Consider the following 14037-nt stretch of genomic DNA (forward strand, 5'->3'; position numbering starts at 1 on the left):
AATTACCAAAGTATACAATTTGAGAGGTGAAAAGATGCCAAAAGTATCTGTAGTTGTTCCCGCATATAATGCAATGAAATACCTCCCCGAAACCGTGGAGAGCGTCTTGCAGCAAACTTTGACTGATTTTGAAGTCTTAATTGTTAATGACGGTAGTTCCGATGAAATTGTGGAATGGGGTTCTCAAATAACTGACCCCAGAATCAAAGTTATTTCCCAAGAAAATCAAGGTACGGCAGCTGCACGAAATAAAGGAATTACGGAATCTCAAGGTGAGTATATTGCCTTTTTAGATGCTGATGATATTTGGGAACCGACTAAGTTAGAAAAACAAGCAAATTGTTTAGATAATAATCCTTTAGTTGGTCTAGTTGATGCTTGGACAGCTTACATGGATGAAAGTGGTAAGCTTACAGGCATAGTTATGAGACATACTGAAGAAGGTGATGTCTACAAAAAGGTTTTTGAATCGTGTGATAGTTCGGTTTGTTGTGGAAGTTCACCGATGATTCGCCGTTCTTGTTTTGAAACTCTTGGCTTATTTGATGAAAGTAGCTACATCGAAGATGTAGATATGTGGATCAGAATCGCCTCTCGTTATCACTATGCAGTGATAAAAGAACCTTTAGTGAAATATCGACAGCATCCTAATAATAAATCAAAAGATTGCCAGTCAATGTTAGAAGGTTTCCGGCGGTTGATTGAGAAAACATATCGAGCTTTGCCAACAGAAGTATTGTATCTTAGACCGCAAAGCTATGGAAGATTGTATGTTTATCTTGCTTGGAGGTCTATAGATAACAAAGATTTTCAACAAGCGGCACATTATCGCAACTTAGCGATCGCCAACTATCCGCAACTGCTTTTAAAACCTTGGGTTATCCGCTTGAGTGTAGCGATCGCCGTACTAGAGTTGCTGGGATTTGAGGGTTATGAAAAAGTGCGATCGTTTAATCGTGCTTTACGTCGTCGTTTGTCATTTCGCGCAATTTAAGGAATGGGGAATGGGGAATTGGGCATGGGGCAATGGGCATGGGGGAGGCAGTGCGTTGCGGAGGTCACGAACGTTGTAGCACCTGCCGTCATGGGGAATAGGGAATGGGGACGCTTGGACGCTTGGGCGCTTGGATGCTTGGATGCTTGGACGCTTGGACGCTTGAAAAGAATTATTACCAATGCCCAATGCCCAATGACGGCAGGTGCTTCAAGTCGGCAGAGCCGCCCAACGCACTGCCTCCCCAATGCCCAATGCCCCATGCCCAATACCCAATGCCCAATGCCCCATGCCCAATACCCAATATCTAATCGCTTTTTGGAGTAACTGTGGGACTGCGTAATCAAGTCATAAAGGGTGGAGCCTTACTGGTTGTAAGACAAGCTCTGGGAATATTACTCAGCCTAATAGGAGTAATATTTATCACAAGAGTTATTGGACCTGCCCAGTACGGATTGTATGGAGTAGGTTATGGAATTGTCAGCTTTTTGGGCGGTTTGGGTATATGGGGTTTGGATGTTTATTTATTACGCAAAACCAGCAACCCAGAGCAAGAAGATTATGACCAAGCTTTTACGCTGTTGCTATGTTTTGGTGGAACCTTTGCGCTTAGTTTGGTATTAGGGCAAAATATTATCGCCCAAATGCTTAAGCTTCCAGAAGCAGCACCGTTTTTGGCGGCTTTGGGTTTGACTTTACCAATATCATTGTTAAATATACCTTTAACAATTAAACTCGACCGCGACTTAAATTTTAAGCGCGTGGCATATATCGAGTTAATCAGTCAAATTAGCTACTACGTAATAGCGCTGCCACTAGCGCATCAACAAGCTGGTGCTTGGGCACCGACTGCTGGTTTGTGGCTTCAGCAAATCACTATGGTTGCGCTGACTTATTCGAGTACTAAACTTCGTCCGCGCTTGTGCTGGAAGCCAATTTTAATTCGGGAGATGCTGAAGTATGGCTTAAGCTATTCTAGTTCGACTTGGTTATGGCAATTGCGATCGCTTGTCAATCCAGTCATTGTTGGACGTTTCGCCGGCGCTGAAGCTGTGGGTTTTGTTTCTCTTGCCATTCGCTTAGTCGAAATGCTTTCCTTTGCCAAGTCAGTAACTTGGCGTTTAGCTATGGCAGCGCTTGCTAAACTCGAAAATGACAAAACTCGTTTGCGTCACAGTATTGAAGAGGGAATGCGCTTGCAAGCGTTAGCAGTTGGCGTTCCAATGGCAGGTTTTGCGCTGTTCGGTCCGATAGTATTATTAGTGATTTTTGGAAAAAATTGGACTCCAGTGCTGCACGTCTTTCCATATATTGCCGTTGGCTATCTTTCCAATTCCATCTTCAATCTACATTCCTCAGTACTTTATCTGCTGGGTAGAAATTTATTAGTTGCTTGGTTTCATGCAGCTCATGTCGCACTTTTTGCCGGCGCTGCATTTTTGCTAGTACCGCAGCTGGGAATAGTTGGTTATGGCTGGGCAGAAATATGTGCATTAGCTAGTTACCTGCTGCTTCATATATATATAGTCAAAGAATTGGGCAATTTAAATTACACTAAAGCTTTGGTTTGGTATGGTATCACCGTTGCTGTTTTAATTTTAAGTACATTACCTGGTTCAGGTCGTTACCTGTCTTGTTTGTTACTACTGCTTCCACTAACATCAACTAAAGAGAGAAATACCCTTGTCGGCTATTTACAAATATTAAGGTCTTGACAAGAAAGACGCTTAGGCGAATCTAAGCGTCCTAGCTACAATGTAATTAAAGTTAGCGGTACAAGACTATGAACATTAAACTTCCTTTAAGTTATCAGGAAATTGTTGATGAAGTAGTTAATTTTACCGATTTACCCCGACAAGAAGTAGAACGTAGAGTATGGATGCAGGCTTTAGGTGAAGGAACTGTAGTTCAAGAAGCAAAGCATTTTGGAGTAACTCCGCATGAATATGACGACAAGATGGAACAACTCTACAAAGAAGGATACGGATTAATAATTGAGACTATGGTTTTTTGGGCATCACAAGAAAGACAGCTTTGGATTCAACAAGCGATTGAAAGGATTCGCTTATATGCCCAAAAAAATAATCGCGCACTTGATGAATTAGCAATTCTCATGTTAGGTGACGGCACCGGCAATGATTCTTTAGAACTTGTGAGAAACAACTTTAAAATTAACTATTTCGACATTCCTGGAAGTAAAACATACGAATTTGCTACAAAACGGTTTGCCCATTACGATTTGATAGGCGATCGCGTAAATCTTATCTCTGACTATAATTCTTGTCTTACATCTCAATATGATGTTGTACTTTCTTTTGAAGTTTTAGAACATTTGACTGACCCCGTTGCCGCCATTAGAGATATTAACTTAATGCTGAAAACTTCCGGCATCGCAATAATTACAGAAGCATTTTCTGCTGTTTCTGAGAATTTTCCTACTCATTTACAATCAAACTTAAAATTTGCTAATCAGACACCTTTTTTCTTTTTGCAAAATAAAATGTTACTGACTTGGTATAGTCAAAAATCCTTTTTTCAATTTAAACCAATGGAATTTATTAAAAAAGAAAAAATCTCACTTCCAGATTTTATCTCTCTTTTGAAAGATGCCAAAATTCGGCGACCATACATAAACGCCAAAATGAGAAAATTATTCGCTTTTGGTTCTTGATATCTGGCAAATCATACATATTGTAGAGACGTTCCGTCGGAACGTCTCTACGACGGTTGCCCCTCGCTTATTCTTCAGTTTCCAATCGGTGGAGCAAGAGCAGCACGCGGAGTTCCACCACCACCAACACTGTCTGCTGTATTGTTATCGACAATTTGCAACGCTTGAAATAGCTTCATAAAGTCGTCGTGAAACTGTCCGCTTGTACCCTCGAAATCATAGCCGAAGGTGTTGCGAAACTCATCCAAAACTCCTCTTTCCACAGCGAGGTAATGAGCGTCCCAACCAGCATCATCAACAACATAAGCACCGTAATCTTGCAAGGCATGAAATAGTTTTTTTGCAGCAGGTGTTTGCAAGTTAAGACTTTCTTCGCTTTGGCTGGGATGAATTGCTAAAAGCGCTCCTTGCACAAGCGCGGGGTTTTTACCATGATACTGTTTGGCAGCATTGGCATCTGCACGATCTGCGGGCCAGCGATGCCCAGGATTTTCCTTTGAGTAATAAAGATATTTTTCTCCCCAAAGAAGAACTTTTAATGCATGACGAATAGGCTGATTGCTGGTGAGTTCACCTTTGCGAACAGAGCCACCAATAGCAGAAAGACCAGAACCAAAATGCGCTCCCCCTATTCCCTCTCCGTAAATATCAATGTTGGGATAACGCCAACCATAAATTGAACCTCCATGTTGACAACGAGCTAGGGGTTCAAGCTGCACTAAGGTTTTACCGTCTGGCATGAGAAAGGCACTCCCATTGTTGGGTGTGCTGTAGGGCTTAGTCGTGGCATCTGGAACAATTAAATCGTCTGGAATGGGCAGCCACAATTCCACAGGTTTAGTGCCTGTACAGCGCCCTTCACCCCAAGCACCAGGAACATAAACTGGACGGTAGGGATCGTCTGCTTTGAGTTTGTAGAAATACTCTTGGTCTACCCCACCATAAGCTGCCTTGTTTATTCCAGCAGGTATGTATTGGGCATTTGAGCCTATGGGCATATTCCAAACCGATGTGGATGAAAAGGGTTGGAGAAACTTGTCTCGTGTAGGAGTTTGGCTGGGAGTTGGCATACAGCCGAGAACAAGAGTGACAATTACACTCGCTATGAATATCAGTAAAGTAGATAGCTGCAACCGCCTGGTCAAAAAGGGAAAAAAGCTCATGAAATAGTCTATCTTCTGTTTCCAGAGTCCAATCTATTTAGTAGTACACAGAATGTCATGAGCATTCTTTCGGATTACTTATTTTCTTACTTCTATGTATTTACACCAGTGCAGTAAGCGGCTTTATCTCTTGAAAGCTTTGCAATTGAGCGGTAAACCGCTCACTACGAGCTAAGGGTACAAAGTTCTGAGACCAATTCTGTATAAAGATGCGTAAGCGCGGAATTACGCACGCACGAACGCACTCAGTAGGGGCAATTCATGAATTGCCCCTACACAGATGGGAAGCGCAACCTTACATAGAATTGGTATGAGGTGACGTTAGAGACTATTATTTCATCTCAATTTTGTTTTCAAAACTTCAGATACATTCTGCAACAATATCTCGCGCACCGAATCCAAATTGTTTGATGATGACTCAGTTAAAGACCTCGTTTTCAACTGATTCGGATCGGACTTTTCAGTAGATAAAGCCTTTGCTAATTGCTGATAAAGCTTTGGATTTGTAGTAATATGAAAAGCTAGCTCTTGTCCTACCTCTTTCAATCGTTGTGGTAACTGAGTTTCTGTTGTTTGTAACAGTTCCGCCAGACTTGCTTGCAGTTTCGTGTTATCTTTTGCAGGTGCGATAAAATTAGCTTTTGGTTGACTGTCGGATAGTTGCTTTTCAAACAGATGGGCGAAAGTTTCTAGCCTTCCGTTGTCTATAGCTGGATGTTGTTGTAAGGCGATCGCTGGTGCAAAATTAGTGCGACTAAGATTATCAGGTAATGGTGCAGCAAGCACTTTCTCTGCATTGACAATTCCTGCACCAAATTTATTCGGCTTCCATGTCGGGAACTTTTCGCAACTATCGCGCAGAATCTGATTAAAGATAAAAGGAATCTTTTCGGCTCCGTAGCGCTTAATTAATTGCTCTCGTCCATGATACGACAGCCATAAAGCCGCTACACCCGCAACTAGTGGCGCAGAAAATGAAGTCCCGGAGCCTTGAAGTATATTATATCTAAGTTCATTATCTATCTTCTCGACTTTCGCATACCAAACTTTCTCAGCAGGTGCGGTAACATCAACTTGAGGTCCTCGCGATGCACCCGACCAAATCTGACGCAGTACATTGCTACCAGTTACAGCAATCACCTCATCATAGGCAGCGGGCCAAACTACGTAGGGAACAAAAGTGCCAGATGCTGCTACTATAATTACGCCTCGTTTTTGAGCATAAATTATCGCACTCCGCAAACGCTGATTAAAAAAACCAGTCCCCAAGCTGATTGACAAAACATGGATATTATTATCTGCCGCATACTCGATCGCCTCAGCCAGATTTTGTACGCTCAGTAATACCACTGAATACGAAACTCGCAGAGGTACTACTTTTGCTCCGGGTGCAACTCCCGTAACAGCTTTCCCACTGAGATAATCGCCTTGCCTTCCTCTGGGACTGATGGCTATACTTGCTGTTGATGTACCGTGACCGGGATTATTTATAACTTCACCTGGAGACCTTTCTAGTTCATCTTTTGGGTCTTTATCTTTCTTAAGAAAATCGTAGCCTTTCGCCAAAAGCAAATTACGAATAATTTCTGGATGTTCTGAATAACCTGTATCCGGCAACCCAATAATAATATCATGTCCTGGTGGTCGCTTCGGGTCAGGGAAAAAGCGCGACCATGCCTCAAAAACTCGAACTTGCTTAAGACCCCATTCTACATCACTGCTTTGTTCTTCTATTTGACCCTGAGTGTCACCTATAGGTTCTGATTGAGAATTATCAGCTAAAGGAACCGCAAATAATGGCTGTGCATCCACCACTCCTGGTTGCGATCGCAGATTATAAGATTTATCCCAAGCATCCTTCACACTATAAACTTTCTTGTTAAGGGTAACTTGAAACTCAGTGCGATTGTCACCAACAGATTTCACCTGACAATCGAAACCAAAAACTTTAGTAACAATTTCCTGGACTTTTTGCTTTTGTCCCGGCATTACCATCTCAATAAAAAAGCCTTCAAACTTAGGACTTAAATTATTTGTGTTGTTTAGGCGATCGCTATGCATAAAACTCACCTCTATACTTACTGTAAATCTTACAAGCTATCGCCAACCCCACCCATCAAAAAAACTCTGCGACCCTTTGCGAAACCTTAGCGATCCTTTGCGTTTAAAAAACGATTAAGACACAACACGCGAAAATCATCACCACGCGCTTCAAAATTAGGATACTGGTCAAAACTTGCACAAGCTGGAGATAGCAGCACTACAGACGCTTGATATGTGAGTGCTAAGGATGGCGATCGCTTAACCGCATTCTCCATTGTTTCCACAATTTCGTAACTATCATACCCCACCTCTTCTAAGCGTTGAGCAAAACTTTCAGCCGCACTACCTATAAGTAATACCACAGCGGCTTTCGCCTTAATTTTTGCCAGCCACGCTGTATCATCTCCAGCTTTCGCTTCCCCACCAGCAATCAAAATCACCGGATCTTGCACCGATGCTAAACCAACTTCCGCAGCGTCGTAGTTAGTCGCTTTGCTGTCATTGATAAAATCGATATTTTTCCAAGTGCAGATATGCTCAAGGCGATGGGGAACGCCAGGGAATTCACGAATTGCATGTGATATAGCATCTTTCTCAATTCCCGCCAACCGCGCTGCTGCTACTGACATTAGCAGATTTTGCTGATTGTGTTCGCCTACCATCCGCAAAGCTGACACTTCGACAATGCGTTCATCTTCTTGTAGAGACGCGACATGTCGCGTCTCTACAACCCAGCCATCTTCTATATAAAAGCCTTTCTCACCAATCAGATGATCTTTACCTTTAACACTTGTCCAATAAGCGTCACTCCACTGACTTGCACCCACCTTGCTTAAATATGCGTCATCCCCATTGAAAACTTGTAACTGAGACTGTCGCAATAATTTCGCTTTGATATTGTAATAGTTCTCTAAAGTTTTATGACGAGCAAGATGATCTGGTGTAAAAGTCGTCCAAACACCGATGCGCGGAGCAACAGTATTAGAAGATTCTATTTGATAACTGCTAAATTCGGCAATTACCCAGTCGATTTCATCCTGAGAAAGCGCGACTTCGCAAGCTGCCAAGCCGATGTTACCGCAGGCGGGGGCGTTAAATCCGGCGGCTTGAAAAATTGCGGCTGTTAAGGCTGTGGTGGTAGTTTTACCGTTAGTACCGGTGATTCCCACCCAAGGTATAGTTTGTAAATGTCGCCAAGCGAGTTCCATTTCGCCGATAGTTTCAATCCCTAATTCTCGCGCTTTGACTAAACAGGGTATATCCCAAGGTACACCTGGGCTGACGACAATTAACTGTGGTAAATCGGCATCATTCAAATCCAGGGAATATCCCAATTTAACAGTTATTGCCCGGTCGGTAAGTTCTTGTTGCTGTTGAAGGAAGTTTTCGGAGGTGTTGCGTGAAGCAAGGATATCCGCGTTAGCAGAATCACTAAGCACCACCTCCCAACCTTCCTTTTTCAACAATCTCGCCGCAGCAACACCGGACTTTCCGAATCCAATTACATGAGCTTTGGACATAGACTGTGGCAGTTATCCCTGGTTAAGTCTCACTATAGTAGCGTTTCTTGGCATAATTTACACCATTTTTTGTTCGCTTAGGCTACAAATTTTTGACGACGGCACCAAAATCAGCCAAAACACGGGCATGGTTGCGAAGTAATCCGAGTAAATGCAATCGGTTGCGCTTGATTTCTGGATTTGAATCCATTACTAAGACGCTTTCTGCACCATCAAAAAAGTTGCTGACGGCGGGAGCAATTTTTTCGAGTGCTGATACTAATTGTCGATAGTTGCGCGATCGCTTTGCGGATTCTGTTTCTGGCACTAACTGAATTAAACCATCATAAAACGCTTTTTCTGAGGCTTTTTGAAATAATTCGGGATTGACTGCAACCGTGGGGTTAAGCTGTAAAAAGTCTAAATCACCTTGCGCGGCTAACCGAGTTGAACGGTTGACGGTTTCGTAGATTTTATCTAATGTACCGTCATTGCGAATTTCTTGCAAGAATAAAGCGCGATCGCGTACATCCAATAAATCTTTTAAAGCGCGTTCCGCATATTCTGCATCATTTTCTCCCAACACTGCATTCACTAAGTCATAATCAATAGATTTCTCTTCTTGCAACAGTGTGCGAATGCGTTGTAAGAAAAAGTCTTTTAGTGCCGTACTTAACTTCCCACCATCTTTGTTATAAGCTGTGGCAAAATTACTGGCTATTGACTCAATTAATTCTTGCAAATTAATCGCCAAGTTCCCAAACCAAGTAATATTAACTATCGCATTTGCCGCTCTTCGCAAAGCAAAGGGATCAGATGAACTTGTGGGTATCATTCCCAAGCCGAAGATACTTACCAAAGTGTCCAGTCTGTCTGCTAAACCGACAATCTGACCTGTGAGAGTTTGTGGTAAATCATCACCTGCGTTTCGTGGTAAATAATGCTCAAAAATTGCGGTTGCAACTTCTTTTGATTCTCCGCTTTTAGCAGCATATTTTTCTCCCATAATTCCCTGCAATTCTGGGAATTCATACACCATTTGGCTGACCAAATCGGCTTTACAAAGCAAAGCTGCTCTTTGAATGTTGCTAGTTTCTGATTGACTTAATTGCAGTTGTGTTGTAATGATTTCGGCATCTTTGCAGATTCGCTCAACCTTGGCACGCACCGAACCTAAATCTTCTTGAAAAGTGACTTTCTCTAACTGCGGTAAAAAGCTTTCTAAAGGCTTCTTTAAATCGCTGTCGTAGAAGAATTTCCCATCAGCTAAACGAGCGCGGATAACTCTTTCGTTTCCCACAGCAATGATATCTGATTTCGCGGGGTCGCCGTTGGAAATTGTCACGAAATAAGAAAGTAATTCTTTGCTGTTAGCTGCTTTGAAGACGGGAAAATAACGTTGATGACTTACCATCACAGTGGTAATCACTTCCGTGGGAAGTTCTAAAAAATCAGCTTCAAATTTACCCACAACCGCTGAGGGATATTCTACTAGATTTGTGACTTCTTCTAACAAGTCGGCGTAGATTTCTACATGTCCGTCGAGATTTTGCACAGATGAGAGAACTTGCTGTTTAATTGTATTTGCGCGTTCATCGGCATCAACAATGACAAAAGCAGAACGTAACGTGGTAAGATAATCACTAGCGTGGGGAATAGTAACTGGTTGTGGATGTAAGACACGATGAGAATGGGTTAGGCGATCGCTTCTTATCACCTCCGAACCATTATCCAACTCAATCGGCAGCACCGCATCATCCAACAAAGCCACCAACCAACGAATTGGACGCGAAAACTTCACATCACCATCACCCCAGCGCATCAACCGCTTACCTTCTAAGCTGAAAATCCACTCTTTGACAAATTCCGTCAAAATTTCCGCTACTGGACGACCGGGAGTTTTTTTTCTAACAAAGATAAATTCACCTTTCTCAGTGGGACGTATTTCAAAATCAGCAACATCTACACCTTGCTTTTTCGCAAACCCTGACGCTGCGGGTGTCGGTTTACCATCTTTAAACGCAGCTTGTGCGGGGGGACCTTTAATTTCTTCTTCTTTGTCTGGTTGCTGCGCTGGTAAATTGGTAATTAACACAGCCAAACGTCGGGGAGTACCGTAAACTTCCACCGCATCGCTAGTTAAGTTGTGTGCTTGCAAACTTTGGGGAATGCGCTGTTTCCACTGCTTAACAGCGCTACTGAGAAAGCTTGCGGGTAATTCTTCTGTACCAACTTCTAATAAAAAATTAGTCATTCGCAAATCATAAACGCACTAATTTCAACAGTTTACCTTGCGATGCAGGCGATCGCGATGTATTCGATGCGTGGAGAATTGGTATCAGCTGGCTTTTGAATAGGACTTACGCAAAACTAAAGTAGGGGCAATTCATGAATTGCCCCTACGTAAATTCAAGGTTTCGACGAATTATTGCGTAAGTCCTATTGAAGTTTACTTTAGTACTTTTGGTGACAGCAGATGAGCGAAACGATTTCTTTTTTTGGCGATCGCGTTGACGTAAGTTTATTTATTAAATATTTCCGGGACACTAATCGAGTAAAGTCAGAGTGGACAATTCCTGTCACATTGACTGAATTTACACTTGTCCATTGAGGTGTATCTATGATTCATCGGATTCTGGCTAGCAGTCGTCAATTGATTCTCTTAGCGGTTATTTGTTCGTTTATCGCTTCGGTTACAGTTTTACTTTATGGTGTGATTCAAACAGGTAATGCGATTTTGCAGGTATTACATGAAGCTGGAGTCTCTAGTAAAGGAGGAAAAAAACTAGTTGTATCGCTAGTTGAAGTAATTGATTTGTTTTTACTGTCAACTGTATTTTATATTACAGCATTAGGGCTGTACGAATTGTTTATTGACGATAACATCAATGTACCAGAATGGTTAGAAATTCACAATATAGACGACTTAAAAGGCAAATTAATCAGCGTGATTATAGTAGTTTTAAGTGTATTGTTTTTAGGGCAAGCTGTAACCTGGTCAGGTGATGCTAATTTTTTAACTTTTGGTGGTAGTGTTGCCTTGGTAATTGCCTCATTAACTTACTTTTTGAGCGCACATAAGAATTACAAGAAATAATCACAATTTATCTTGCAACAGAAAATGCCCAAGTGCGATCGCCACACTCAGTTTACCGTGCCATCAACAAACAAAACAAGCGATGTCACAGACAAGCCGCTAGCCTGCGGCTTGCCGCAGGCTACGCGTCTACGCACGACCGGAAAATCAACGACTAATCATCCGCCCAAGTCATTCGGTTTGCTGTTGAAGATGTGCCAAAAATTCATCTACTGTACCTGTCCTTCCTTCATTCCGTAGACGTATAGCAAGGGCGTGTATTGCGTCTTCATCATCTCTGTGAGCTAAAACATAAGTCCTTAGCTGCTTGATGGTCATTTGCTCAAAATTCGGCTTCGGTTGACTCATAGTTCACCTTCCCTTCGGGGCTAATTGATATCTCTGTTTCTTCGCCCGCAATAATTATTAAATCGCCTGTCCTGCTATCAGTGGTGATTAAATATATAGGTCTGTACATCTTGGTTAATTGCTGACAAATTCTGTACATCACCGTCTTTTGCTCTGCCGTTGGCTCCAATTATTCACCTGCTTCTTCTGGTATGCGTTCTAGTTTTTGGACAATCTGTTGTTTGAATAATCCATAATTATGCTTGACAATTTATCAGACTTATGGATTTTAGCAAAAAGGCGATCGCATTGCATCGAGTGACAATGGCATTGCATTGAGATGCATAAGTCCACGCACCATCTGGACTTTGTTTGTGTAGTAGCGAATACTATTCGCCCAATCGCTAAAATCAAGGACTAATCATCCGCCCAAGCCCTGTTAAAATGAGTTCATACTGCTCAGGTGTCAGACTTCCCCGATATGCGACAATCCGATTAGCATCTAAAACCCTGAGTTGATCCAATAGCGCAATAGATGGGGACTTTAAGCCTGCAATTCCCGCAGCAAAACGTAGATATAAATCAGGTGAAGTATTAGCCCATTGTTGTCCTTTATCGGTTGTCATCGGGATGAGGACTATCAATTCAAAACGCGGTATACCTAAACGACTGGGAAACCCTACCACAATAGCGGGTCTATAGCCTTCTTGTTCGCGACCTTGCGGGTTTTGTTGAGGAAATCGTGCTGTTACAATGTCCCCAAACTGTAAAGAACGAGTCGTCGTCATTCCTCAACTATTACTACTCCCTTTCCAGGATAATACTTAACAGGCAGACCCTCATTTAGTTCTCCTGGTTGCCAATCATAAGCATCATAACTATCCAAGTTAGATAAGTCAGTCTCTAGCCATTGTGCGTCATCTTCTTGCCGTGAATCTTCACTTTTTACGGATAATAACTGTTTATGATTCTCCCCGCGCCACTCCAAAAAAGCAACAAAGTCTAGAACTTGCTGAAGTGCTTCTTCTGGTAAGCGTTCTAGTTTCTGGACAATCTGTTGTTTGAGAGAATCCATAATTATGCTTGACAATTTATCAGACTTATGAATTTTAGCAAAAAGGCGATCGCATTGCATCGGGGTGCATTAACAATGCATCGGGTTGCATTAACAATGCATCGGGTTGCATTAACAATGCATCGGGTTGCATTAACAATGCATGGGGATGCATTAACAATGCATGGGGATGCATTAACAATGCATCGGGTTGCATTAACAATGCATGGGGATGCATTAACAATGCATGGGGATGCATTAACAATGCATGGGGATGCATTAACATTGCATCGGGTCACAAGTGAATTCTCCGCGTGCCTCTGCGCTTACCTCTGTGTTCCTCTGCGTTTAAATTTCAACCCTCAATTCCCCACGGTTTTGCGGAATGCAATCCGAAATCTTCGTTAAGGGAAATGAAGATAACTAAAAGATAAAATACTTGCTCCGTGGTTAACAACAGGAGACAATTAACCACCTGTTATTATACCAACAGCGTAACTCCTATAAACTGCGTACACCGCCTCCCCCTGTCCCCCTGTCCCCCTGTCTCCTTGTCCCCCATGCTGAAAACTGCTCGCAAAACCAGCAAGCGATCGCCCTTTTTCCTGTTCCCTTTTACTTTATTCCTTGTTTTCCTTTTCTCCTTCTCTTGGGTGAGTGCCAAAGAAGCACCCAAACCGAAGCCGCAACCGTGGCAGATTAATGGTATATTAGCAGCCCTTGACGATGGCTATCCGCAAGTGCAGCAACTTGCTTTTAACAAATTAGCTGAATATGAAGCGAAAGATTTGAAAGCTGTGCTGAAGAAACCGGAGGATATTGCCTATAAAGCTGCTAAAATCCTCAAAGATGAAAAAGTTGACGCTGACGTTCGTGGCAGAGCAGCGGTAGCATTAGGCAACTTGGGAGAAGCGGGGGCAAAGTACGCACCCGAAATCCTCAACATCCTCAAAGATGAAAAAGTTAACTTTAACGTTCGTGGCAGTGCAGCGGTAGCATTAGGCAATTTGGGAGAAGCGGGGGCAAAGTACGCACCCGAAATCCTCAACTTCCTCAAAGATGAAAAAGTTAACGCTAACATTCGTGGCAGTGCAGCGGTAGCATTAGGCAATTTGGGAGAAGCGGGGGCAAAGTACGCACCCGAAATCCTCAACTTCCTCAAAGATGAAAAAGTTAACGCTAACATTCG

Annotated in this window: 15 protein-coding genes; 6 read left to right on the top strand and 9 right to left on the bottom strand. The window is 42.6% G+C overall.

Going from position 1 to position 14037, the window contains the following annotated elements; translation table 11 throughout:
* Positions 1–34: 34 nt before the first annotated feature.
* From AABK37_RS25800 to AABK37_RS25815, 4 genes are all read left to right on the top strand, one after another.
* Positions 35–994, top strand: coding sequence for a glycosyltransferase family 2 protein (locus tag AABK37_RS25800; protein ID WP_432554370.1), 960 nt, complete (start codon positions 35–37; stop codon positions 992–994).
* A 3-nt stretch (positions 995–997) separates the two neighbouring features.
* A complete protein-coding gene (locus AABK37_RS25805) occupies positions 998–1321 on the top strand; it encodes a hypothetical protein (protein WP_432554371.1) in 324 nt (107 codons plus the stop codon).
* A gap of 2 nt (positions 1322–1323) precedes the next feature.
* The gene (locus AABK37_RS25810) at positions 1324–2709 is read left to right on the top strand and encodes an oligosaccharide flippase family protein (protein ID WP_432554372.1); all 1386 of its coding nucleotides are present in this window, start codon (positions 1324–1326) and stop codon (positions 2707–2709) included.
* 68 nt (positions 2710–2777) lie between these two features.
* A complete protein-coding gene (locus tag AABK37_RS25815) occupies positions 2778–3665 on the top strand; it encodes a class I SAM-dependent methyltransferase (protein WP_432554373.1) in 888 nt (295 codons plus the stop codon).
* 74 nt (positions 3666–3739) lie between these two features.
* Here AABK37_RS25815 and AABK37_RS25820 read toward each other — a convergent pair whose 3' ends face one another.
* The 4 genes from AABK37_RS25820 to glyS all read right to left on the bottom strand — a co-directional run bounded on the left by AABK37_RS25820 (position 3740) and on the right by glyS (position 10624).
* The gene (locus AABK37_RS25820; protein ID WP_432554374.1) at positions 3740–4828 is read right to left on the bottom strand and encodes a hypothetical protein; all 1089 of its coding nucleotides are present in this window, start codon (positions 4826–4828) and stop codon (positions 3740–3742) included.
* A gap of 336 nt (positions 4829–5164) precedes the next feature.
* Complete coding sequence (locus AABK37_RS25825; protein ID WP_432554382.1) at positions 5165–6889, bottom strand: S8 family peptidase; 1725 nt, start codon at positions 6887–6889, stop codon at positions 5165–5167.
* 86 nt (positions 6890–6975) lie between these two features.
* A complete protein-coding gene (murD, locus tag AABK37_RS25830) occupies positions 6976–8391 on the bottom strand; it encodes a UDP-N-acetylmuramoyl-L-alanine--D-glutamate ligase (RefSeq protein ID WP_432554375.1) in 1416 nt (471 codons plus the stop codon).
* Positions 8392–8473: 82 nt separating this feature from the next.
* On the bottom strand, positions 8474–10624 hold the full coding sequence (gene glyS / locus AABK37_RS25835) for a glycine--tRNA ligase subunit beta (RefSeq protein ID WP_432554376.1): 2151 nt from the start codon (positions 10622–10624) through the stop codon (positions 8474–8476).
* Between the two features lie 366 nt (positions 10625–10990).
* On the opposite strand from glyS, the gene AABK37_RS25840 reads away from it, so the two are divergent.
* A complete protein-coding gene (locus AABK37_RS25840; RefSeq protein ID WP_432554377.1) occupies positions 10991–11467 on the top strand; it encodes a YqhA family protein in 477 nt (158 codons plus the stop codon).
* 171 nt (positions 11468–11638) lie between these two features.
* Here AABK37_RS25840 and AABK37_RS25845 read toward each other — a convergent pair whose 3' ends face one another.
* The 5 genes from AABK37_RS25845 to AABK37_RS25865 form a co-directional block, all read right to left on the bottom strand.
* The gene (locus tag AABK37_RS25845) at positions 11639–11815 is read right to left on the bottom strand and encodes a DUF6887 family protein (protein ID WP_163518995.1); all 177 of its coding nucleotides are present in this window, start codon (positions 11813–11815) and stop codon (positions 11639–11641) included.
* A complete protein-coding gene (locus AABK37_RS25850; RefSeq protein WP_373695712.1) occupies positions 11790–11984 on the bottom strand; it encodes a DUF6888 family protein in 195 nt (64 codons plus the stop codon). The genes AABK37_RS25845 and AABK37_RS25850 overlap by 26 nt, the downstream gene beginning before the upstream one ends.
* 220 nt (positions 11985–12204) lie before the next feature.
* Entirely contained in the window at positions 12205–12582 is a 378-nt protein-coding gene (locus tag AABK37_RS25855) for a type II toxin-antitoxin system PemK/MazF family toxin (RefSeq protein WP_432554378.1), read from the bottom strand.
* Complete coding sequence (locus AABK37_RS25860; RefSeq protein ID WP_432554379.1) at positions 12579–12869, bottom strand: hypothetical protein; 291 nt, start codon at positions 12867–12869, stop codon at positions 12579–12581. Before AABK37_RS25860 ends, AABK37_RS25855 begins: the two co-directional genes overlap by 4 nt.
* Positions 12870–12903: 34 nt before the next feature.
* Positions 12904–13128, bottom strand: coding sequence for a hypothetical protein (locus AABK37_RS25865; RefSeq protein WP_432554380.1), 225 nt, complete (start codon positions 13126–13128; stop codon positions 12904–12906).
* 280 nt (positions 13129–13408) lie between these two features.
* On the opposite strand from AABK37_RS25865, the gene AABK37_RS25870 reads away from it, so the two are divergent.
* The coding region (locus AABK37_RS25870; RefSeq protein WP_432554381.1) for a HEAT repeat domain-containing protein at positions 13409–14037 on the top strand (629 nt) is incomplete at its 3' end.

Origin of the sequence: Tolypothrix sp. VBCCA 56010 (assembly GCF_050875635.1) — a bacterium.
Classification (GTDB): Bacteria; Cyanobacteriota; Cyanobacteriia; order Cyanobacteriales; family Nostocaceae; genus Hassallia.

What these genes read in the sequence shown, in the direction of transcription:
- AABK37_RS25800 (WP_432554370.1), top strand. Translation starts at nt 35, where the DNA reads ATGCCAAAAGTATCTGTAGTTGTTCCCGCATATAATGCAATGAAATAC.
- AABK37_RS25805 (WP_432554371.1), top strand. Translation starts at nt 998, where the DNA reads ATGGGGAATGGGGAATTGGGCATGGGGCAATGGGCATGGGGGAGGCAG.
- AABK37_RS25815 (WP_432554373.1), top strand. Translation starts at nt 2,778, where the DNA reads ATGAACATTAAACTTCCTTTAAGTTATCAGGAAATTGTTGATGAAGTA.
- AABK37_RS25820 (WP_432554374.1), bottom strand. Translation starts at nt 4,828, where the DNA reads ATGAGCTTTTTTCCCTTTTTGACCAGGCGGTTGCAGCTATCTACTTTA.
- AABK37_RS25825 (WP_432554382.1), bottom strand. Translation starts at nt 6,889, where the DNA reads ATGCATAGCGATCGCCTAAACAACACAAATAATTTAAGTCCTAAGTTT.
- murD (WP_432554375.1), bottom strand. Translation starts at nt 8,391, where the DNA reads ATGTCCAAAGCTCATGTAATTGGATTCGGAAAGTCCGGTGTTGCTGCG.
- glyS (WP_432554376.1), bottom strand. Translation starts at nt 10,624, where the DNA reads ATGACTAATTTTTTATTAGAAGTTGGTACAGAAGAATTACCCGCAAGC.
- AABK37_RS25840 (WP_432554377.1), top strand. Translation starts at nt 10,991, where the DNA reads ATGATTCATCGGATTCTGGCTAGCAGTCGTCAATTGATTCTCTTAGCG.
- AABK37_RS25845 (WP_163518995.1), bottom strand. Translation starts at nt 11,815, where the DNA reads ATGAGTCAACCGAAGCCGAATTTTGAGCAAATGACCATCAAGCAGCTA.
- AABK37_RS25855 (WP_432554378.1), bottom strand. Translation starts at nt 12,582, where the DNA reads ATGACGACGACTCGTTCTTTACAGTTTGGGGACATTGTAACAGCACGA.
- AABK37_RS25860 (WP_432554379.1), bottom strand. Translation starts at nt 12,869, where the DNA reads ATGGATTCTCTCAAACAACAGATTGTCCAGAAACTAGAACGCTTACCA.
- AABK37_RS25865 (WP_432554380.1), bottom strand. Translation starts at nt 13,128, where the DNA reads ATGCATCCCCATGCATTGTTAATGCATCCCCATGCATTGTTAATGCAT.